This window comes from Embleya scabrispora (assembly GCF_002024165.1).
Lineage (GTDB): Bacteria > Actinomycetota > Actinomycetes > Streptomycetales > Streptomycetaceae > Embleya > Embleya scabrispora_A.
On sequence record NZ_MWQN01000004.1, the window covers coordinates 88,823 to 108,758 of the forward strand.

Consider the following 19,936-nt stretch of genomic DNA (forward strand, 5'->3'; position numbering starts at 1 on the left):
GCGTGGAAGGAGCCTTGTGTGGAGGGAACCGAGGGACACGAGACGTTGCGGCAGTGGGAGATCGACGTCTTCCGGACCCGACTCCGCGCCTCCATAGCCGAACTCGAAGGCGTGTTGCGTCGACCGGAGTTCGGCGCCGCGAGCACCACACTGGGAGGAGAACTGGAACTGTTCCTCGTCCACGGCGACGGCTCAGCGGCTTTGGTGGGTGATGTCGTGCGCACTGCGGTCGCGGACGAGCGGGTAGCTCCCGAGGTGGACCGCTTCCTCCTCGAAGTGAACCTGACGCCGGTACGAGCCGCCGGTGCCCCGTTTCGGTCCATGGCCGCCGAGAGCGGCGAAGTTCTGGCCGCGATCGCCGACGCGACTCCGCGATCCGCGGTCGAGCCGGTGACCATCGGCAGCCTGCCCACGCTGACGTCGGCCGATGTGGGCCCCGGGGCGCTGACCCCGTGCCCCAGGTACAGGGCGCTCGAGCGGGCCTTCACCGCGGGGCATCCACTCCCCTTCGCCTTCACCCTCGACGGAGCGGAACCCACCACCGTGCGTGCTCGGTCCGTCGCGGTCCAGGGCGTGTCCTGTTCATGGCAGGTCCATCTGTCGGTCGCTACGGACGCGTTCACTCGTACCTACAACGCCGCCCAACTCGCCACCTCGCCCGTTCTGGCCGCGGCGTGCAACTCCTCGTTGATGCTGGGCCGGCGATTGTGGCAGGAAACCCGCATCCCCATGTACGAGCACGGCTTCGGCGACCGCTCGGACGGTGCTCATCGGCCGCCGCGTGTCGCCTTCGGGCCGAGCGGGCGGTGGCTGGTCGGGGGCGTGCGACAACTCTTCGAGAACGCGGTGCGTTGGTACGACGTTCTGGAACCGGTCGTCTTGGACATCCCACCGCGTCCGGATGCGGCGGACACGGACGTGCCGGGTCTGCGGGAACTGCGTGCCCACATGAGTACGGTGTGGTGGTGGAATCGGCCGGTCTACGATCCCTCCGGACACGGACACGTACGCATCGAATTTCGCGCGTTGCCCTCCGGTCCGACCACTGTCGACATGGCGGCAAACGGTGCCTTTCTCGTGGGACTGACCACAGGACTCGCGGCGAAGACCGACGTGGCGACGCTTTTGCCGTTCACGTACGCGCAGGAGAACTTCTACCTCGCGGCGGAGAACGGCTTGGACGCGCGCCTGTGGTGGCCCTCGACCGTCGGCGAGTCCCCCGCCCGTCGCCGGGCCGCCGATCTGGTGCGCGAGTTGCTGCCGCTCGCCGCCGCCGGCCTGCGCTCTCTCGGGGTCGACCGGGAGGAATGCGAATCACTGCTCGCGATAATCCACGCACGCGCGACCACCGGCATCACCGGGGCAACCTGGCAACACCGGACACTCGCGGCGCTCGAGCACGACTTCGGTCGTGCGGACGCCTTGCGAACATTGACCCGCACCTACGCCGACCTGTCGCGCACCGGCGCTCCCGTGCACACGTGGCCCGTACCCACCCCGGGCCTGTGAGCCGCCGCCCGGCCTCCGGCGGCCATGGATACCGCAAACACCCAGGGAGTTCTCGCTGCCCCGCGTTCGCCCCCTCGCCCCGCGAATGAGGTACCGATGAGTGCGCAACCCCCGCCGGCCGCCGACCTGCAGGTCGACTTTCCCTTCGACTACGCCGCCCATGTGGGCGGAGGCCGGCGTATCGGCCGGTTGCCCGACGCGGCCCGAGGTGCGCCGGTGGCGATCGTCGGTGCCGGCGGCAGTGGCCTGGCTGCGGCGTACGAGCTCCTGCGGGTGGGGTGTCGCCCGCTGCTGTACGAGGCGGAACGCAGCGCCGACGGGCCCGGCGGGGCTCGGTTGGGCGGGCGCATGTTCTCCCGGCGGCTGAACAGGGCCGACAGCGCCGTGGTGGAGATGGGCTGCATGCGCTTCCCCGATTCCGCGCGCCTGCTGTGGCAGTACGCAGCGACGTTCGGCTTGCACTGGGAGCCGTTCCGCGACGACTACGCGGCCGGAACCACGCCGATCACCGTCCTGGAGGTCGACGGGGTACGTCATCTGGTCCGGGAGATCACCGACCTCTATCCTCTCGACGAGGAGTTACACCGTGCCCATACTCGCTGGTTGGACGCGTTGACCCGCCTGGGCCTGGACCGGATCCGGCGCGACCTGGCCCGGCGCGACCTGGGCGCCGTGCGTCGACGCTGGCAGGAGGTGGTGCGTCGGTACGAGCAGTGGACCTTCTACCGTTTCCTGCGCGAGGAGGAGGGTGTCGGGCTCACCCACGACCAGGCCAGGCTGTTGGGCACCGCGGGCGTCGCCCCTGCGGCGTGGGACTGCTTCTTCGGACTGAGCCTGCTGGAGACGCTTCGACTGGTGCTGGCCTCCGAAGGCAGCACGGCGTACTACCCTCGCGAGGGCATCAGCGCACTCGCCGAGGGTTTCTGGAGCCACCGCACCACGGACCCCGCCGGTCGCTCGGTCAGCCTGGAAGAGGTCAACGGCGGCGCCCCGCGTCCCGCGGTCACGGCCGTCGAGGTCGACGAGGATCCCGGTCGCGGCGCCGTCGTGCACAGTGCCGACGGGCGCAGCGAGCATGTGGCCGCCGTCGTGCTGACTCCCCAACTGAATGTACTGGAAACGGCCATAGAGCTGCGTTCCACCCACCCGGGCCGCTCTCCGTTGGGTCCCAGGCTGTGGCGTGCGGTGCGCCGACTCAGCTATCGACAGTCGTCCAAGACCGCGCTTGTGGTGGACGAACCCTTCTGGAAGGGCACCACCCTCGACGGCGTCACCCTCACCGACCGCCTGCCGCGCGCCTCCTACACCTTCGACTATGGGCCCCCTCGCGCCCCGGGAGGCCGTACCGCCGTCCTGGACCTGAGCTTTTCCTGGGGCCGGGATGCCGTCAAGGTGGCGGCCTCCTCCCGACGGGAACGCGTCCGGCTCTTCGTCCGCGAACTGGCCCGCATCCACCCCGAAGCCGCCGACGAGCTGCGGCGCCAGGCGGACCGGGCGCAGTCGGTCACCATCTCCTGGGAGAACGAACCCCACTTCCGCGGCCTGTGCCGTTTCTCGGCACCCGGTGAGCACCCGTACCAGCGAGACCTGTTCAGTCATTTCATGAAGGACTTCACCGGACGCCCCGCCGTACCCGGTGAGCCCGCCAACGCCCTCTTCCTCGCCGGCGACGACACCGCCTGGTCCCCCGGCTGGCTCGAACACGCGCTCGGCTCGGGACTCAACGCGGCCTGGGGTGTCGTTCGGCTGTTGGACGGCCGCTCCGAACCCGGCAATCCGGGCCCGGGTGACATGTGGAACCACCCCGACTTCGCACCCATCGACCTGTGAGGAAGAGCCCGGCGCCCGGGCCGAGAACCCGGTACCGCGCGGCGGCGCCCGACGTCCCGCGGGTACCCGTCGTACCCGCGAATGGATGCCGACCCGAAGGACGGTGAACATGCGCCCCTCCGACCAGCGAGGGATCCTACTGCGCCCGGACGCGGTCTGGGACGCGATCGCTTCCGCGCCCGTGAGCGGTTTGGACGTTCTGCTCCGCGACCACCGAGTGGTCGAGATCGCTCCCGACCTCGCGCCGGGGGACGCCGAGGTGGTGGACCTGCCCGGGTGCACGGTGATGCCCGGTTTCATCGACTGCCACGTCCACCTCCTCGACGAGGGCGCCGAGATGTCGTCGGCCGCCTACCAAACGCTCACCGGCATACGGCCTTTGCGGCAACTGCTGGCCAACGGATTCACCACCGTGCGCGACCTCGGCAGCGCCCATCAAGCCCTCAACGTCGCACTCCGACAAGCCGTCGAGGACGGTTTGATCGTAGGCCCACGCGTCCTGGCCGCCCCGAACATCCTCTCCCCGCGCTCGGGCCACGGCGACAAGTCGCCGGACCTCGCGCAGCGTTACGGCACCCGGATCGGCGCGCTCGCGGACGGGATCGAGGAGGTGCGCCGCGCCGTACGCGACCAAGCCCAGGCCGGCGCGGACTGGATCAAGTTCGCCGGCGGCGGCGGCTTCTCCTCACCCGTCAGCCAACCCACCAGCACCGCCTACTCCCAAGCCGAAATGGACGCACTCGTCGCCACCGCCGACGACATGCTGCTTCCCTGCGCGACCCACGCCCTGCACGACGAGGCCGTCGTTCGGGCCGTCAGGGCCGGAGTGCGCAGCGTCGAGCACGCCTGCCTGGCCACCGATCCCACATACGAGTTGATGACCGATGCCGGCACCTACCTGGTGCCCACCCAATACGTCCAGCGGTACTTCGTCGACAACCTCGACGACGACGACTTCTGGAGCGAACGACCCGCGCACGCGCGCGAGGCGTACCGCGTCCACGCCGCGCGGCTGCGTGAAGGGTTGTTGCGTCCCGCGCGCACCCGGGTCAAGGTCGCGTTCGGCACCGACGCCGGGATGTTCCCGCACGCCGACAACTGGCGCGAGTTCCCCGCCATGCTCTCCCACGGCTTCACCGCCCTGCGCGCCCTGCGCGCCGCGACCACCGTCGCCGCCGACCTGCTCGATCGCGGCGACCTGGGCAGGCTCGCCCCCGGCTCCACAGCCGACGTCATCGCCCTGCACGGCGACCCGTTCGTGGACATCCAAGCCACCGGCCGCGTCCGCTACGTCGTCAAGGACGGACGGTCCTACCCCCCGGGCTCCCTGGCCTGATCCCACGCCCCATGGTCGGCGGGTTTCCCGAGTGACCGAACCGGAGGTGATCATCTCGTGCGAACACGTAGGGCACGCCCGGTGCCGCTCACCTCGTTCCTCGACGCCGTTCCCATCGGCGGCGGCGAGAAGGTGGTGTCGCAGGACGTACTCTTCCTGGCTCGGACCGGGCGTATGGACGCCGAGGTATGCCGTCGGCTCGTCATAGCCGAGTACCAAACCAGGGAGGCCGAAGCCCGGGCGTACGCCGCACTGTTGCGCTGTCACCGGCAGGAGGTGCCACAGCGGTTCTTCGCGTACGCCCACGGCCGATCGACCCACCACCGTCACCGGCTGCTCACCTCGGCCGCTCCCGCCCTGTGCCTGACCCCGGCAGACCTTCGCGGCGCCTCGACCACTTTGGCGGTGCGGCACCTGGACGCCTTCCTGGCGTGCGTCGCGCGCCGCGCCGGTCCCGGAGAGGCGGCGCTGACCATCCGTACCGGCGCCGCCCTGTGGAGCCGGTCCTGTGCGATGTTGGCCGAGACACTGGACGGACGCCCGGACGTCCCGGCCGCGTTCGTCGCTCACCTGAACGCGCATCGGGACAACTGCGCACCTACGGCCGACGGCGTCCTGCGGGTCATCGAATACGGCCTTGCCGCGGGAGAGCCCAGGGAGAACATCACCCGCAGTGCCTTGATGATCGAGTCCCTGTGGCGCGCGTGGTGGCGCTCCGTCGCCGGCGAAACGGGTGCGCGAGACAGTCCCGACCCTGCACACACCGGCGGCGAAACACCGCCGTCGCAACGCACACATCCACCCTCGAGGAGAGACCGGATGAATCCCGAACAATTGGTGGAAGCCATGAAGCCGGACGTCGAACGATTCGTCCGCGGCAACGAAATGGTGGAACGCGCGCTGGCCAAGCAGGTGCACGGCGACCAGTTCAAGCGTCTCCTGCTCGCGGAGTACCAGTGCCAGGAGGCCGAGCTCTCCTCGTACGGCCAGTTGGTGGCCCGCCACCGGCACGAGGACCCGGCCCGACTCTTTTCCTTCATTCTCCACACGATCGCCGAAGCCCGCCGTCTCCTGCGCGAGGGCGCGCCTTCGGTCGGCATCGCGGACCGGCGCATCCCGGCGGTGCCGGTCGACCAGGGTCTGTACCGGGTCGTGCGCGACCTGTCCTGGCCGGGCATGCACGCCGGCGCCGCGGAAGCGGCGCTCTACCTCCACACGGACCTCTCCACGTGGTGCACGCTCTTCTCGCGCATCGCGGACGCGGCGGAGGATCTACCCGACGTGCCCGGTCCGGTGATCGCCTACATGCGGTCGTGGGGCGACCGTCCGCCGCCCGAGGTCGCCGAGGGCACCTTGACCGTTCTCGAATACGGCCTCTCACAGGGCGAGGAACCCGACCGCATCCTGCACACCGCCCGCCAACTCGGTGCCCTCCTGGACGGCTACTGGAATTACGTCGTCGGCGATTGAAGAGCGGTAACGGCGACGGGGCGCCCGACCGCCCGCGCCATATCGCGTGGGTACGGCGGGCCCGGCGTGCGCCGACCGGACACGCGTACCGACGCCGTCCGGCGCCACGACCCCAGGTGGCGCGACTTCACCAGCGACAACTGTTCCGGCGCGCACCCGGAGGTCCTCGCGGCTCTGTCTCTTGCCAACGGAGGTCACCAGAACGCCTATGGAAAGGACGATTACACCGCCCACCTCGACGCGCTCTTCCGTCGCCACTTCGGGCCGCGTGCCCAGGTCTTCCCCGTCTTCAACGGCACCGGTGCGAACGTCATCGCGCTGCAGGCGGTCACCGATCGCCGGGGCGCGGTCGTGTGTGCCGATCAGGCACACCTGAACGAGGACGAGGGAGGCGCGCCGGAGAGAGTGGCCGGATTGAAGCTGCTCTCCGTGCCGTGCACGCACGGCAGGCTCGATCCGCGAGCCGTCAGGAGCGCCGTGGAGACCCGGGGTGACGTACAACGGGCCCAACCGCAGGTCGTCTCGCTCACCCAGGCCACGGAACTGGGCACCTGCTACCGACCGGACGAGATCCGTGCCCTGTCCGCGTACGCCCACGCGCAGGGCCTGGCACTGCACATGGACGGCGCCCGCCTGGCCAACGCGGCCGCCTTCCTGGGCGTTCCGCTGCGAACCTGCACGACGGACGCGGGAGTGGACATCCTGTCCTTCGGCGGGACCAAGAACGGCCTGCTCTTCGGTGAGTGCGTCGTGGTCCTGGACCCCTCCCGGGTCTCCGGGACCCCCTACCTGCGCAAGCAATCCCTGCAGCTGGCCTCCAAAATGCGATTCCTCTCGGCACAGTTCGAGGCTCTGCTCGCAGGCGACCTGTGGTGGCGCAACGCCTCCAGAGCCAACGCCATGGCCGCTCGTCTCGGGCAGTGTCTCGCCCGCATCGACGGCGTGGTGGTGACCCGGCCCGTGGAAGCCAACGCGGTGTTCGTCAAGCTGCCGCACGACGTCATCGGGCGCTTGCGCGAGACCTACACCTTCTACCCCAACGACGAGGAATCCGGGGAGGTCCGACTCATGTGCTCGTTCGACACCACCGAGAGTGACGTGGAGCGCTTCGGCACCGCCACGGCACAGGAGATGACCCGACGATGATCGCCCGCGTCCGGGCGCAGAACGGCTCACCCGTACGGAGGATCCAAGACACGAGGTGGATCTCGGGGGCGGTGGTCAGGCGTCGACGAGCGATCTCGGGGGCGGCGCCTGGGGGATGCCAACGCCGGATCGGTGGACGAGCAGGGTTGTGGCGATGGCAAGGTGTCCGAAGCCCTCGAGGCACCCCGACACGGACGGATACACGGAGGCGGACACGATCGGATACGTCTTCATCGGCGCATGAGGCGCTATGTGAGTCGTCGGCGAGCGTTCCCACACGCGCGCGCCCTCCGTCGGGGCCGAAACCCCGCCCGTTGCGCGGCGACATCGACCTTCCCTCCCCCGAGAGCGCCGCCCCGAACACGGCGACTGCGCACCATGGCCGGCCCCACCGACACACGATCCCGGGCCACGGGGCCCACAGTCGCCCCCGCGCCCGGATAACCGAAACACCGTCATCGCGGCCCCAACGTGCGCGCCCGGTCACACGACCAGCGGGATACGGCCCGACGAGCAGCGCGCCTGGTCGAGGGTGTGGTCGATGTGCGCGCTCGGGTCGACGCCCGAAGGCAGGGGCAGATAGGACACGATGAGGACCACATGAGCGACCGCCGTCGCGACCCGCACGAACTCGCGGTCGACGGTGCCTTCGAAGTGCCGGGCGCCGTCTCCCGTTTCCAGCCGGATCCGGCGATCCGACGCCAGGGTCAGGCGGGCTCCGGCTCCGGGGTGTTCGGTCATCGAGTTGGGCCGGGGATCCAGGCCGAGTGCCTCGGCGAGCAGGGGCATGGTCCGGTGGGCACGGTGTCCCGCTCCGCCGAGGGTGGACAGGTAGACGAACAGCGCTTCCCCGCCGTCGCGTCGATCGGGGCCGGCCTCCCCCGACATGACCACGCGCGCGTATGGACCGGTGCCCCCGCCAGGGCGGTCGTTCGAAGGGGTGTTCGTGGCGTCGGGCTCCGGATCGATGTGGTGCAGTGGTGCGGGGTGTTCGGTGTTCACGTCCGCGGTGGGGGCCGACGCGACACGAACCGGGCTCAGCCACGCCGGCTCCAGGACGACTCCCAGGGCCCGGAAGCCGGTCAGGGCGAGTTCGCGCGTCCGCGGGAGGCTGTGGCGCAGGCCCAGAGCGATGAACTCCCGCGAGTCCAGGAGCGGTTCGAGGATCGTCTGGTCGATGGCGAAGGTGAGGTAGTCGTCGTCGAGGGCGAGCATGGCCTCCACGGCGCCGAAGCAGGCACGGATGCGAGCGACGTCGGGAGGGGAAGCCGCCATCGCCTTCTGCAGGACCTGGTACGTGAACACCTCGAGCAGGAACGACGACAGGGAAGTGCCGAGTTCCTCCCAGGTCGCCATCTCCTCGACCGGAGTGTCGATGAAGTCGTGAACCGCCCACTCCCGAGACGCCTCCAGCAGGCCGGGCACCTCCCGCAGCAGATACCCGAACAACCGTCGCTCCAGCATGAAATCCATGGGCCCTCCTTTGGGACCGGGGTCGTGACCCGGATCGATGGTTTCGCACCGCCCGGATCGCGACCCCGCGATGTTGCCCAAGGTCTGGTGCCACTGGGATCCCAAGACCGTCCGCGCGCGCGGCGTGGACGCGCTCCTGCGGTCCGCATGGACTTCGTGCTGCTCCTGCCCCACGGCCGACGGGTTGTCGCGGTAGTCGGGCGGCGCCTGCTCGACCCGGCACGGCCGCGCCCCCGACATATGGACGACGGGGGCGCGGCCGTCCGGGCCCGAGCCCCCACCGCGCTCGACGTCGACCTACTCACTCGGCGTGCGGGCGGCTCCAGGCGCGCAGGGTCCGGGCCACGTCGGTGAGCGAGTGTTTGCGTTCGCGGATGTCGCGGGTGAGTTGCACCCAGCCGCCCGGAGGCACCGTGAGGGGTTCGTCGGATCCGGCCATGTATCCGTCAGCGCACGCGCAGCCCACAACGGCGTTGAAGTCCGCGAAGGGCTCCAGCACGACCATCGAGTGGACGAACGTCGCGGCACGTGCCGCGGTCTCCTCGTAGTAGAGCTCCCCGCGAAAGCGTTCGTAGCGGTGGCGCTCGACGCAGAACGCGAACGAACCCCAGTCGGTGAGAGGCAGGTTCACCGGGGTGTTCGCGGTCTGGATGTCCAGGACCCATCCGGCGTCGACACGCAGGATCACCGCTGTCCCTCGGGGAAGGCGTCCTGGAACTCGGCCAGGTGGTCGGTGACGAACCTGGCGGCCCCGGTGACGAAGTTTCGGCGGGCGGCCTCGGACACGCTCAGGTCGTGTACGTGCGCCTTCACCGACTTTCCGCCGAGTTGCGCCGCGGCGCGCACGGCGGCGAGTTCCTCGTCCGTGTACTCGATGTTCAAAGCTGGCATGCCCGCCAAGGTACCAGGCAGGTACCAACGGCGGTACCGGGCCGGTACCGAAACCGCGGAACGCACGCGAGGTGCCGTCGGCGTCGGTCCGGAGGCCCCGCACGCGGCCGCCCGTGGGTGTGGGAGTCGGGGTACGCGATCGACGCCAGGGCGTGGGTCGTGCCGGGACGAGGAGCGATGCGGCGCGAGCAGTTGCCGGTGCTCGGCCTCGACCTCGCACGCGGCGGTCGAGGCCGAGTGGCGGTCGCGGCTGCGCCGGACACCCCCGGCGGAAGCGGGTCGTGGAGGCCGTTGGAGATCGCGCTGAGCACGGCGGTGTACCGGGCCTGGGTAGGCATCCGAAGGTGCTGCCGCGATCCCGCGCCGGCGGGTGCGCCGGAGTGTGGAGGAGTCGGTGGGCGGGCGCCGGCCCGTCCCGGATCGAAGGGGCCTGCCCGGAGCAGGACTTGGCGCGCGCCCGGCCGCAGGCCGGCATCCGCACGAGGGCGGGGGTGGTGGTGCCGGGGTGTACGCCGTCGTGTGCAACCCGGTCCGCCTGTGGCCGCGGACGCCGCTCGAGGGCGGCACGGGTGCCGGTGGTGGCGGGGATGGCGAGCGGTCGTTCCTCTTTCGAGTGAACCGCCGGACGCGGTTGTGGGCATCGATGGCGGGCGCGGGTACGTCGGTCGGCGGGAGTGACGCGGTACCGGATCGGTTCGGGTTCCGGCACTTCCGAACTTGTCCCCTTGTGTGAACCCCGGATGGGAGTTCCTTCTCATGTGTATGCGCCTCGGCCCGCGCGTGGCCCTCGTGGTCACCGCCGGCGCCCTCGCCCTGTCCTTCGTCGCCGCCTCGACCGCCTCTGCGGCCCCCGGGGTCGTGATCATGAAGAACGGCGGCAAGTCCAAGCAGGTCCAGGACCCGAAGGACGGCCAGTGCCACCCCGGTCTCGGCCCCGATACCGCGATCACCAACCTGACCAGCGGCACCATCCTGCTCTTTCCCGACGGCAACTGTCGGACGAAGGTCTTCAATCCCCTGGGGCCGGGCGAGTTTCGGTCGAACGAGAACGTCGGCGGCTTCCAGGCCCTGGACTGATACCGCACACCACGCCCAGCCGCCTCGTGGGCCTCGGGCGGCAACGCCCGGTCCCCGAGGCCGGCCGGGCCCGCGCACGTGCGGCCGGTAGGGGCCACGCAAGTTGCGCGGTGGGAGCGCCGTGGCTCCATCACGAAGCGACGCTCAGCGCCGCGATGAGTTTCCGCAACGGCGCCGGTCTGCACGGATATGAAAACTCACACGCTCGAAACAGCCGGCGCCGACCTCGTCTATGACGTTCGTGGGCCACTGCCGACCACGGACGGACGCCCGCCGTTGTTCATGATCGGGCAGCCTATGGACGCCACCGGCTTCGCCGCGCTCGCAGCGCGCTTCCCCGAGCGGACCGTGGTCACCTATGATCCGCGCGGGCTCGGTCGCAGCACCCGTAGGGACGGGCGGGTCGACCACATGCCGCAGACCCAGGCCGACGATGTGCACGCCGTCATCGAGGCGCTCGGGGCCGGGGCGGTCGAGATGTTCGCCAGTAGCGGCGGAGCGGTCACCGCGCTCGTGCTCGTGGCGAAGTATCCCGCGGACGTGACCATTCTGGTCGCGCACGAGCCGCCGCTCATCACCCTCACGCCGGACGGCCCGGCGGCCGCGCGGGCCCGGGCCGAAGTCCGGGACGCTTACGAGAAGCGGGGATGGGGGGCCGGGATGGCCGCGTTCGTCGCCATGACCTCATGGGAGGGAGAGTTCACCGACGCGTACTTCGCGCGGCCGGATGCCGATCCCGCCGCGTTCGGGATGCCCACGCACGATGACGGCTCACGTGACGATCCGCTGCTGTCCGACCGGTCATGGGCGATCAGCGGATATCGGCCGGATGCCGACGCGATCGCCGCTTCGCCGACCCGCGTCGTGATCGCCGTCGGCGAGGAGTCCGAAAACGTGCAGACCGGACGCACCTCCGTCGCGACCGCCGCACTCCTCGGGCAGCCGGTGACCGTGTTCCCGAGTCATCACGGTGGGTTCTGTGATGGACAATTCGGATATCCGGGGAAGCCGGACGAGTTCGCGCACCGCCTGCGGAAGGTGCTCGAGGGCGCCCCGTAGCGGCTTGGCGATCGTTGTCGAAGGGGCGGGGCCGGCCACCAAGTGAGCCCTCGCGCGACCGACACGGACGAGGGCCGAAGCCGGGCCGGTGGTTTCGACTTCGGCAGGGCCGCGTTCGTCGATCCGGAACCGGACACGCACGTCCCGACTACGTCCGGGTGCTCGGCGCTGGACACGGCCGGTGTCGGCGGCGGCCGGTAGGCCGGTGTGCATCGCCGCGAGCGCCCGGCGGCGATGGACCGCGATGTCGTCGGGATCGGGGGCTCACTCCTGCCGGCACTTCTGGTGATTGCCCGTCGGGTCCTCGGGCCTCGGCACGCGGCCGTCGCCGTTCCCGGAGGCGGAGCACTTTTGTCCACTGCTGATCCGGCTTGCCGTGCTCATCCATCACACGCGACGCCGACCGCACCTTTGGATGGAAACGGAGGGCACCACCCGCCCGCGCACACGACCGGGGCCACGATGCCGGAGTTGTCGCTCGATCCCTCGTCCCGGTACGGGTGACGTCCCGTTGGACAACCGCGACACCGCACGCGCACCGCGCCCGCGCCGACGCGGTATTCCTGCGCGGCGACATGCGCGAGCCGCCCGAGATCGCACCCGTCGGATTCTTCACCCCCGAGCAGGACCTCGATGTCCTGCACGCGTTCCACCGCGCGCTGCGCCCCGGTGGGCTACTGCCGATGCACACCATGGTGACCGTGCCCGGGCTGACCGACGGCCGCATCCCGGCCGAGGAACGACGCCGACTCCCCGGCGGACGCCACCTGATCGCCCGCCGCCACCTCGACCCCGACACCCGACGCGAGCACGGGGAACACGCCGTGACCCCCTGCGACGTCCGTGTCTACACACCGGACGAGTACACCGGTCTGTGCCGCCGGGCCGGTTTCACCGCCACCACCTGCCACGGCGCCTCCTACCGCGACACCTCACGCAACCTCATCGTCCTTGCCCACCACTGACACGGTCCCGGATTCCGGGTGCTGTTGGAGGCGCGTCCGGCCGGGGTTGTGGCTACTGCTCGCGGCGATCGTCGCGATGCCGGCCACGATGTCCGTCGGAGTGGTTCGCCGAGGGGCGGTCCTGCGCGGCGGGGCTTTCGTTCCAGGATCCGACGACCCGGACTTCACGCTCGGACAACGGCAACACGTCCTAGAACCAACCCACTTCCCCCGCGCGTTTGCGCGTTCCGTGCTCGCCGGGCGCGGCCGTTGAACCCTCCAGCTCCCCCGCGCCCTCGCGCCCTTGCCGGTCGGGCCGCCGGCTGGTCGGAAGTGCCGTGCACGCGTACGGACATTGACGGAACACTGTTCGCTACGTACATTGTTCGTAACGAACGTCGTTCGTGGTGCCCGTGCTGCTCTTGTCTTCCCGCCGCACCGCTCGTCCCGCCGCGTCCAGCGCCTCGTCAGGCGCCACGCGGCCTCGACCCCCAGGAGTACCAATGCCCCCCGCGCCCGCGCCCGCGCCCGCTGCCGAGGCCGAGACCCCGCTCCCCGCCGCATACGCCCGGCGCTGGCGGATCCTGGCGATCGTGCTCGTCGCCGAGGTGATGGACCTGCTCGACAGCACCGTGACCAACGTCGCCGGCCCCTCGGTGCGCGACGATCTCGGCGGCGGTGCCTCGCTGTTGCAGTGGCTCGCCTCCGGCTACACGCTCGCCTTCGGCGTGTTGCTGGTGGTCGGCGGCAGACTCGGCGACCGCTGGGGCAGACGCCGATTGTTTCTGTTGGGCGCCGGCGGCTTCGCCACCGCGTCCCTGCTCTGTGCGCTGTCCCCCTCGCCCGAACTGCTCGTCGCCGCCCGCGTCGCCCAGGGAGCCTTCGGCGCACTGCTGATACCGCAGGGCTTCGGCATCCTCAAGTCGGTATTCCCGCGCGAGGAGACCGGCAAGGCATTCGCCGCCTTCGGCCCGGTACTCGGCCTGTCCGCCGTCGGCGGCCCGATCCTGGCCGGAGCGCTCATCCACCTCGACCTGTTCGGCACCGGCTGGCGGCTGATCTTCCTGATGAACGTCCCGCTCGGCCTCGCCGCCGTGCTCGGCGGCCTCCGCTACATCCCCCGGGACGACCCGAACCCGTCGGTACGGATCGACCTCCTCGCGGCCGTACTGCTGAGCGTCGCCTCCACGCTGATCATCCTGCCGCTCATCCAGGGCCCCGAAGCAGACTGGCCGCTGTGGTCGTTCGGTTGTCTCGCCGCCGGTGCCGCCGCGTTCGCCGGTTTCATCCTGCGCGAGCGCCGCAGCAGCACCCACTCGCTGATCGAAGCCACGCTGCTGCGGAACCGGGCGTACAAGTCCGGCATGCTCTTCGGCCTCGCGTTCTTCGCCGGCACCACCGGCTTCATGCTGATCACGTCACTGTTCATACAACTGCACCTGCGCTATGGCCCGCTCGAAGCCGGCCTCACCCTCGCCCCGATCGCGGTCGGCATCGTGATCGCCTCCATCGCCGGTTTCCAGGTGATGGCCAGGCTCGGCCGCAACCTGCTCCTGATCGGCGTCGGCGTGCACACGGCCGGGCTGACGGCGCTCGCCGTCGTGGTCGCCCACTACGGATCGCACACGACCGGCGCCGCCCTGATCGCCCCGCTGTTCGTCGCCGGCATCGGCATGGGCGCCGTGTTCGCGCCCCTGTTCGACGTCATCCTGGCCGGTGTCGCCGAGCACGAACTGGGCAGCGCCTCCGGCTCGTTGTCCGCCATGCAACAACTCGCCGGAGCCCTCGGCGCGGCCGGCATCACGACTTTGTTCTTCCAACTCGCCGAACACCACACCGCCTCCTCAGCGATGGCCGTGGGAGCCCTCGCGGTGGCCTGCCTCGGCCTCCTCGCCGGCGGCCTGGTGTTCCTGCTCCCTCGGCACGCCAGGCCGCACGAGGCATAGGCCCGGGTGCGTACTGCCGGCAATCGATCCTCGATCGGCCCGGAACCCTGGGATTCGGCGCGACGGTCCCGGGCCGATGGCTCGCCGGGGCGGACTCGGCCTCGACGTGGACGGCTATGGCAGCCTCGGCACCACCCACAGGTCGTCTTGTGGACCGCCCAGGCTCTGTTCCGTCGGGGACGGCGCGCGCCTGCCCCGCGCTCGTGGCCGGAGGCGTGTTGTGTGACGGTCAGGACGGCATACGTCGTGGGCGGGACAAGGGGGTCCTCGGCATGTCCGTCCCGGCCGCCTTGCGAGCGGTGCCCGCCAGCACCGACGCGGTCACGACGGCGACCAACAGCCGTCGACGCAACGCGTCCCCCCCTGACGTCCATCGCACCACGCGCCGGAACTTACCGCGGGGCCGGTCGCGGCCGGGGCCGAGCTTCAGGAGAAGGGGTCCGCCCGGACGTTCTCCCAGACCACCTCCAACTCGACACGCGCGAACCGCCGGCCGTGGCAGGTTCGTCGGGGCAGTCGAAGCGGTCGATCGAGGTCCCGGCTCAGAACGCGCGGAAGTCCTCGAAGGAGGGCTCGAACGCGGCATCGGGCAAGCGGTATGCCCTGCACCGGCCCCCGTCGTCGCCCTTCGGTCCCACGCCGACCGTCTCACCGGCGAATGCGTCAGGGATCACCGTCCATCCCAGATTCTTCTCGTAGTACCGCGCGGCGGTGTGCACCGACGGCCACCAGTCGTCGTCGATGACGACCAGCCCACCGGGGCGGACGACCTTGCGCAGGAAGTACAGGTCGACGAAGACCTCATGGAACCGGTGGCTGCCGTCCACGAACGCGGCGTCCGCAACGAAGCCCTCGGTCAGCAGTCGAGGAAGCGCGAGAGAAGAAGGCGCGGCCACGAGCGTGGCGATCGTCCCGAGCCCCGCCGAGCACAGCAGGTCCCAACCGGCGTTGGCGAACTCGCTTTCCTGGAACGGGTCTATGACGACGTGCCGAGGGTCGGGACGATCGACCGTCGCCAACGCCTCGCCGATCGCGAGCGCGGAACCGGCATAGGCGAGACCGATCTCGACGACCGTCTCGACGTCCTCGGCGATCAGAAGGTCGCGCAACTGGTCACCGTGACGCTCGGGTACCGCGACGGTCTCGAAATCCCCCTCCCGATCCCGCGTGCGCGGCGGACCGTCCCGCACGAGTCGTCGGCGCACCTCGCGAACCCGCGCCGCACGTTCACGGGCGTTCGTCACCCGGCATCCCTCTTTCGCTGCGACAGCACCTGGAACCTCACCGTAAACACGAACGTGGATCTCGCGAAGAGCCTTGCGGACCCGCTCCCGAATCGGCTCCCTCGAAACGCCCGGCGCCACCGTTCCGCGCACCACTCCAGCCGCCGCGCCGCCGCACCGCCGCACCGGCCGCGAGGGCCGACACCGACGGCTTCACCTACCTGGAAGGCCAAGCCGGGTCGCGCGACCGACGCGTCCTCGCCGTCCAGGTCGGAGTCCGCGCCGCGTCTACGGGGTGGGCGCGGCGCCGGCGGCGATGACTGAGGTTGCGCAGCAAGCAGCGTTCTGGACCGACGACTCGCCGGCCTGCGAGCTCATGCCGCACGGTGAGGACATCACCGCGCACTTCCATGACTACGGCCGGCTGAGGTACGCCGCCTCCGGCGGCGCTCGTCACTAGGACCGAGGTCGACACCTGGGTGACGCCGGCGAATCGTCCAGGACAAGACGTTCACCCCGAACGGAAATCTGGACGAGCGCGACGATCCCAGCGCCGGGCCGCTCGGCTCCGCCGTCACCACCAACGGAATCGCCGACGCCTACCTGAACGTGACCACCGACGCGGCAGGCTCCGCGTGCTCAGCCGCATGCCGTCCCGGTGGCGTCACCCGCGTGCTTCCTCGGCGGGTCCGCCGGCAGGCCCGATACCAACGGCGCTGCCCGACGGCGCGGTTCGACCCGCGCGGCCGCCTCACCCGCCCATCGAGGGATGGCCATAGGGCACCACCAGTGTCGGCCGACGGTGGAACAGCGCGGTCAGAGCACCATGTGGCAGTAGAGTCCGTGGCCGTGTGACCGGGCCCGTCCGGCCAGTGCCGCAAGCTCGTTGAGGAAGTCCGCAAGATGGCCGGGATCGGCAAACCCGGGGAACTCCTCCGCTCGCGACCACGGTATGCAGATCTCGGCCAGTCGTTCGCGGGGCGCCTTCGCCAGGGCGTCGCGCACCTCGTCGGGCAGAGTAACGATCCAGGTGCTCTCTGCCTCCGGGCTCGTCACCAGATGACCGAACCGGGGATGCCCGACAACCCGTGAGACGGGTTCACAAACAAGCAGCGCCACCGCCTGACCAAACAGGACAGCGGGGTCGATCGTCTTGACGCAGACTGTGTCGAAGCCGGCGTCCTCGGGTCCTTCCGCAAAGGCTGATGCCGCTGCTTGATCGTCGGGCGCGCTGAAGTAATCGTAGAAGATACCCACGCTGAGGAGTCTGGCAGTGCTCCCTGACAGTCGGCGGACGGTCCGGGCGGCCAGAGGAGATCAATGCGGGACGCGGGGCACGCGGGTCTCCGTGGGTGTGCCGATCGACCGGCGGAACCCAGGCCAACCATACGGCTCCCAATGGTGGCCAAACGCAGTCGAACCGGAACGCCTTGTGGCAACAGCCCGCCCCGCAGACACCCGCAGATCGTGACGGCCTCCAACGAGCGCCCCGAGGCACGATGTGTCCCCCGACGCGATCGGCGGCCTGCTCCGATTCGTCGACGACGACGTGACCGCGCAGGCGCAGCGCCCACATCAGGTGGGCGTTGTCGAGGAGGGGCGCGGGTCGCGGGTGAGGACGCGTTCGTGGTCGGGGTCGCGGTCGGCGCGGACGTGGCGGTGGGTGGGGGTGCCGCGGGCGTTCATGAATTGGGCGAGGCCGTGGAGCCATCCGGTGGCGGAGCGGCCGTCCTTGGCGGTGGTGAGACCGGGTGGGTGGCGATCAGCGGTTCGTAGGGGGCGGCCGAGGGTGCCGTCGCCGAGTCGGACGTCGACGCGTGCTCCGGCGCGGGTCAGGGTCGCGGCTGCGATGGTGGCGAGGGTGGGGTCGGTCTCGATGCTGGTGACGTGTCCGGTGGGGCCGACGCGGTGGGCGATCAGGGCGGCGTTCCAGCCGGTTCCGGTGCCCAACTCCAGGACGCGGTGGGCGGGTTGGAGGTCGAGGGAGTCGAGCATGTCGACGACGATCGACGTGCAGGACAGGGACGAGGACGGGACGCCGTCGGTGATCTCGGTGATCGTCGCGTCGTCGGGACCGGCGTGGACGAACCGTGCCCACGCCTGCGGGTCGGCGGCGCGGTCGACCCGCTGCCAGGCGTGACCGTCCCAGGTCCACACGCTGTCGGGCGCGAAGGCGTCGCGAGGCAGGGCCTCGACCGCGTCCCGCAGCCACGGTGAGTCCTTCGGCCAAGCGTTGCCGGCGTCCATCGCCGTGAGCGCGCGCCGGCGATGGACGGATGTCGTCGGGATCGGCGCTCACTCCTGCCTGTCCTTCTTGTGCTTGCCCTTTGGGTCCTCGGGCTCCGGCACGCGACCGTCGCCGTTTCCGGGAGGCGGATCGCCTTGTCCAACGGCTGCTCCGGCTTACTGTGATCCCCCACCGCAACTGACGTAGCAGAAGAACGCTGTGCGCATGGGCAGTCGACGACAGTCTGTGCCGCCTGCCCTTTCTCCGACCCGTGAACAGCGGTTCGGTCAGCCCGTGTCAGCCGGTGAGGCACACCCGCGCACCGTGGAACAAGCACGACGATTGACGGATTCGGGAAGCGGGACGTCAGCACGCAACGGGGCCACGGCGGCGGGCATCTCCCCGGCTGTCCCGGGGCGTGGCCGTTGAACGGGTCGGCAACACCCGGCAACCACACCGAGCCGCGAAGTCGTGCAGTGACGTGTCCGGAAGGCGGCGATACCCGCCGAGCAGCTCGCCATCGGACGCTCCATCGGTGTTGAGCGACGCCGTTTCCGCCGTTGCGGGTGATAGCTTCATCAGCCCGAGAGTTCCATGAGGAGCGTCGTCGTGATCGACCGGACACGCGGACGCGGAACATGCGCTCAGGAGCGGAACTGGACGTGACCGTGGAGTGGGTGGACGCACGCGAACGGCTGCCGGCGGACGGCATGCCGGTAGCGGCGGCGGCAACCGGCCGCTATCCGACCCACCCGGACGACGAGGAGTCCGGTCGGGACTTCTGGCTGGTGATGCCCATGCGTTTCGCTGCCCGTTACGTCGACGAGGACGGTGTCGAGCACCGCGACTGCTTCATCGACTCCGACCGGGTCATCCGGCTGCCCTACGGCCGCCACTGCGCCGAACCTGTCACCCACTGGGCCGCATTGCCGACGCTGCCCGGCACAAGCGTGCACTCGGTGGTGGGCGACGGCGTGCGCTCGGCTCTGCGAAACGTCCTGGGGTAGGGCTTGTTCTCGCGCTTGGTCGAAGCTTGGTGGAAAGGTTGCCGGCGTTGTGCACGGGTTCGACCCGTCGGGTGATGCCCACGAAGAGGGCCGGCACCGTCCGGAACCTGATCGATCGAGGTCGTCCCCGGGTCTTCCGCAGCGTCACGCCCCGCCGTGCCCGCATCGTCATGGTCGAGGACGTGATCGGCGGCGGGTAGCCACGCAGCGGGGACGATTTCCGGATCGGCCGGTCCGGCGTGGCGAGCGACGCGCTGGGACGGGCCCACGAGCGCCGCAGCGTGTTCGCGCCGAGGCAACGGAACACCACGCCCCGGGCCGAGGACCGGGTACCCACCAGCACCCTGGAGGTGACCTCGTCCTCAGTCCACGGGTTTTCGCGACGGTACGGCCTCGCAGGTGCTCGTCTCGTACCCGTGGCGGACGGTGAGTCTCACCGCGGTACGGCGGGCGGGCAGGATGGTCAGGTTGTCGGCGGTGATGACGGCCCAGGCGCCGGCCGCAGTGGTGACGACACGGTGAGCGTCGCGACCGGGGCGTCCCGCGTCGCGGCGCTGTCGCCGCTCGCGGGATGTCGAAGACCCCAGTCATGCCGGCACACAACGACGGAGCACCGGTGCTTCCACCCGACAGGCCGTGTACGGAGCCGCGGGCCTGTCCCTGGTTGCCGCCGCCCAAGGCGTGGCGGTCCTCCCCCACCTGGGCATCCCAACCCCACCGAACTCGCCCCCACGTAATCGCCACCGCCACCGAAAAACCCGTTGGCCGTCGCCGATCGAGCCGGGACAATCCCCGTGA

General features: G+C 70.2%; 17 protein-coding genes. 11 read left to right on the forward strand and 6 right to left on the reverse strand.

Translation table 11 applies throughout. From position 1 onward, the window contains the following. The first annotated feature begins 18 nt into the window (after positions 1-18). The 5 genes from B4N89_RS40960 (at position 19) to B4N89_RS40980 (ending at position 7,291) form a co-directional block, all read left to right on the forward strand. Positions 19-1,509, forward strand: coding sequence for a hypothetical protein (locus B4N89_RS40960; protein WP_078981715.1), 1,491 nt, complete (start codon positions 19-21; stop codon positions 1,507-1,509). A gap of 96 nt (positions 1,510-1,605) precedes the next feature. Then, positions 1,606-3,339: a flavin monoamine oxidase family protein gene (locus tag B4N89_RS40965; protein WP_161500989.1), complete on the forward strand. Its 1,734-nt coding sequence runs from the start codon at positions 1,606-1,608 to the stop codon at positions 3,337-3,339. A 109-nt stretch (positions 3,340-3,448) separates the two neighbouring features. Then, positions 3,449-4,675: a metal-dependent hydrolase family protein gene (locus B4N89_RS40970; protein ID WP_078982349.1), complete on the forward strand. Its 1,227-nt coding sequence runs from the start codon at positions 3,449-3,451 to the stop codon at positions 4,673-4,675. 57 nt (positions 4,676-4,732) lie between these two features. Further along, complete coding sequence (locus B4N89_RS40975; RefSeq protein ID WP_143658266.1) at positions 4,733-6,145, forward strand: hypothetical protein; 1,413 nt, start codon at positions 4,733-4,735, stop codon at positions 6,143-6,145. Positions 6,146-6,211: 66 nt separating this feature from the next. Continuing rightward, complete coding sequence (locus B4N89_RS40980; protein WP_101897526.1) at positions 6,212-7,291, forward strand: threonine aldolase family protein; 1,080 nt, start codon at positions 6,212-6,214, stop codon at positions 7,289-7,291. 483 nt (positions 7,292-7,774) lie between these two features. Here B4N89_RS40980 and B4N89_RS40985 read toward each other — a convergent pair whose 3' ends face one another. The 3 genes from B4N89_RS40985 to B4N89_RS40995 all read right to left on the reverse strand — a co-directional run bounded on the left by B4N89_RS40985 (position 7,775) and on the right by B4N89_RS40995 (position 9,655). Next, positions 7,775-8,764 (reverse strand): hypothetical protein, encoded by a 990-nt coding sequence (locus tag B4N89_RS40985; protein ID WP_078981719.1) that lies wholly within the window; start codon positions 8,762-8,764, stop codon positions 7,775-7,777. Positions 8,765-9,065: 301 nt separating this feature from the next. Next, entirely contained in the window at positions 9,066-9,452 is a 387-nt protein-coding gene (locus tag B4N89_RS40990) for a hypothetical protein (protein ID WP_078981720.1), read from the reverse strand. Further along, entirely contained in the window at positions 9,449-9,655 is a 207-nt protein-coding gene (locus tag B4N89_RS40995) for a hypothetical protein (RefSeq protein WP_078981722.1), read from the reverse strand. Before B4N89_RS40995 ends, B4N89_RS40990 begins: the two co-directional genes overlap by 4 nt. Before the next feature lie 756 nt (positions 9,656-10,411). Here B4N89_RS40995 and B4N89_RS41000 point away from each other — a divergent pair. The 4 genes from B4N89_RS41000 to B4N89_RS41020 all read left to right on the forward strand — a co-directional run bounded on the left by B4N89_RS41000 (position 10,412) and on the right by B4N89_RS41020 (position 14,681). Then, a complete protein-coding gene (locus tag B4N89_RS41000; protein ID WP_143658267.1) occupies positions 10,412-10,732 on the forward strand; it encodes a hypothetical protein in 321 nt (106 codons plus the stop codon). A 189-nt stretch (positions 10,733-10,921) separates the two neighbouring features. Further along, on the forward strand, positions 10,922-11,791 hold the full coding sequence (locus B4N89_RS41005; RefSeq protein WP_078981725.1) for an alpha/beta fold hydrolase: 870 nt from the start codon (positions 10,922-10,924) through the stop codon (positions 11,789-11,791). 500 nt (positions 11,792-12,291) lie between these two features. Further along, the gene (locus B4N89_RS41010; protein ID WP_078981726.1) at positions 12,292-12,756 is read left to right on the forward strand and encodes a hypothetical protein; all 465 of its coding nucleotides are present in this window, start codon (positions 12,292-12,294) and stop codon (positions 12,754-12,756) included. Positions 12,757-13,238: 482 nt separating this feature from the next. Continuing rightward, positions 13,239-14,681: an MFS transporter gene (locus B4N89_RS41020; protein ID WP_235619273.1), complete on the forward strand. Its 1,443-nt coding sequence runs from the start codon at positions 13,239-13,241 to the stop codon at positions 14,679-14,681. Between the two features lie 542 nt (positions 14,682-15,223). On the opposite strand, the gene B4N89_RS41025 is transcribed toward B4N89_RS41020, so the two are convergent. The 3 genes from B4N89_RS41025 to B4N89_RS50980 form a co-directional block, all read right to left on the reverse strand. Then, positions 15,224-16,060 carry a class I SAM-dependent methyltransferase gene (locus tag B4N89_RS41025; RefSeq protein ID WP_235619274.1) on the reverse strand — a complete coding sequence of 279 codons (837 nt, stop codon included), beginning with the start codon at positions 16,058-16,060 and terminating at the stop codon, positions 15,224-15,226. A gap of 660 nt (positions 16,061-16,720) precedes the next feature. Beyond that, the gene (locus tag B4N89_RS41030; protein ID WP_078981731.1) at positions 16,721-17,161 is read right to left on the reverse strand and encodes a hypothetical protein; all 441 of its coding nucleotides are present in this window, start codon (positions 17,159-17,161) and stop codon (positions 16,721-16,723) included. A gap of 318 nt (positions 17,162-17,479) precedes the next feature. After that, entirely contained in the window at positions 17,480-18,151 is a 672-nt protein-coding gene (locus B4N89_RS50980; RefSeq protein WP_078981732.1) for a protein-L-isoaspartate O-methyltransferase family protein, read from the reverse strand. A gap of 618 nt (positions 18,152-18,769) precedes the next feature. Here B4N89_RS50980 and B4N89_RS41040 point away from each other — a divergent pair. Further along, positions 18,770-19,138, forward strand: coding sequence for an AQJ64_40280 family protein (locus tag B4N89_RS41040; protein WP_078981733.1), 369 nt, complete (start codon positions 18,770-18,772; stop codon positions 19,136-19,138). Positions 19,139-19,212: 74 nt separating this feature from the next. After that, entirely contained in the window at positions 19,213-19,338 is a 126-nt protein-coding gene (locus tag B4N89_RS52850) for a hypothetical protein (protein ID WP_268812595.1), read from the forward strand. Positions 19,339-19,936: the final 598 nt, after the last annotated feature.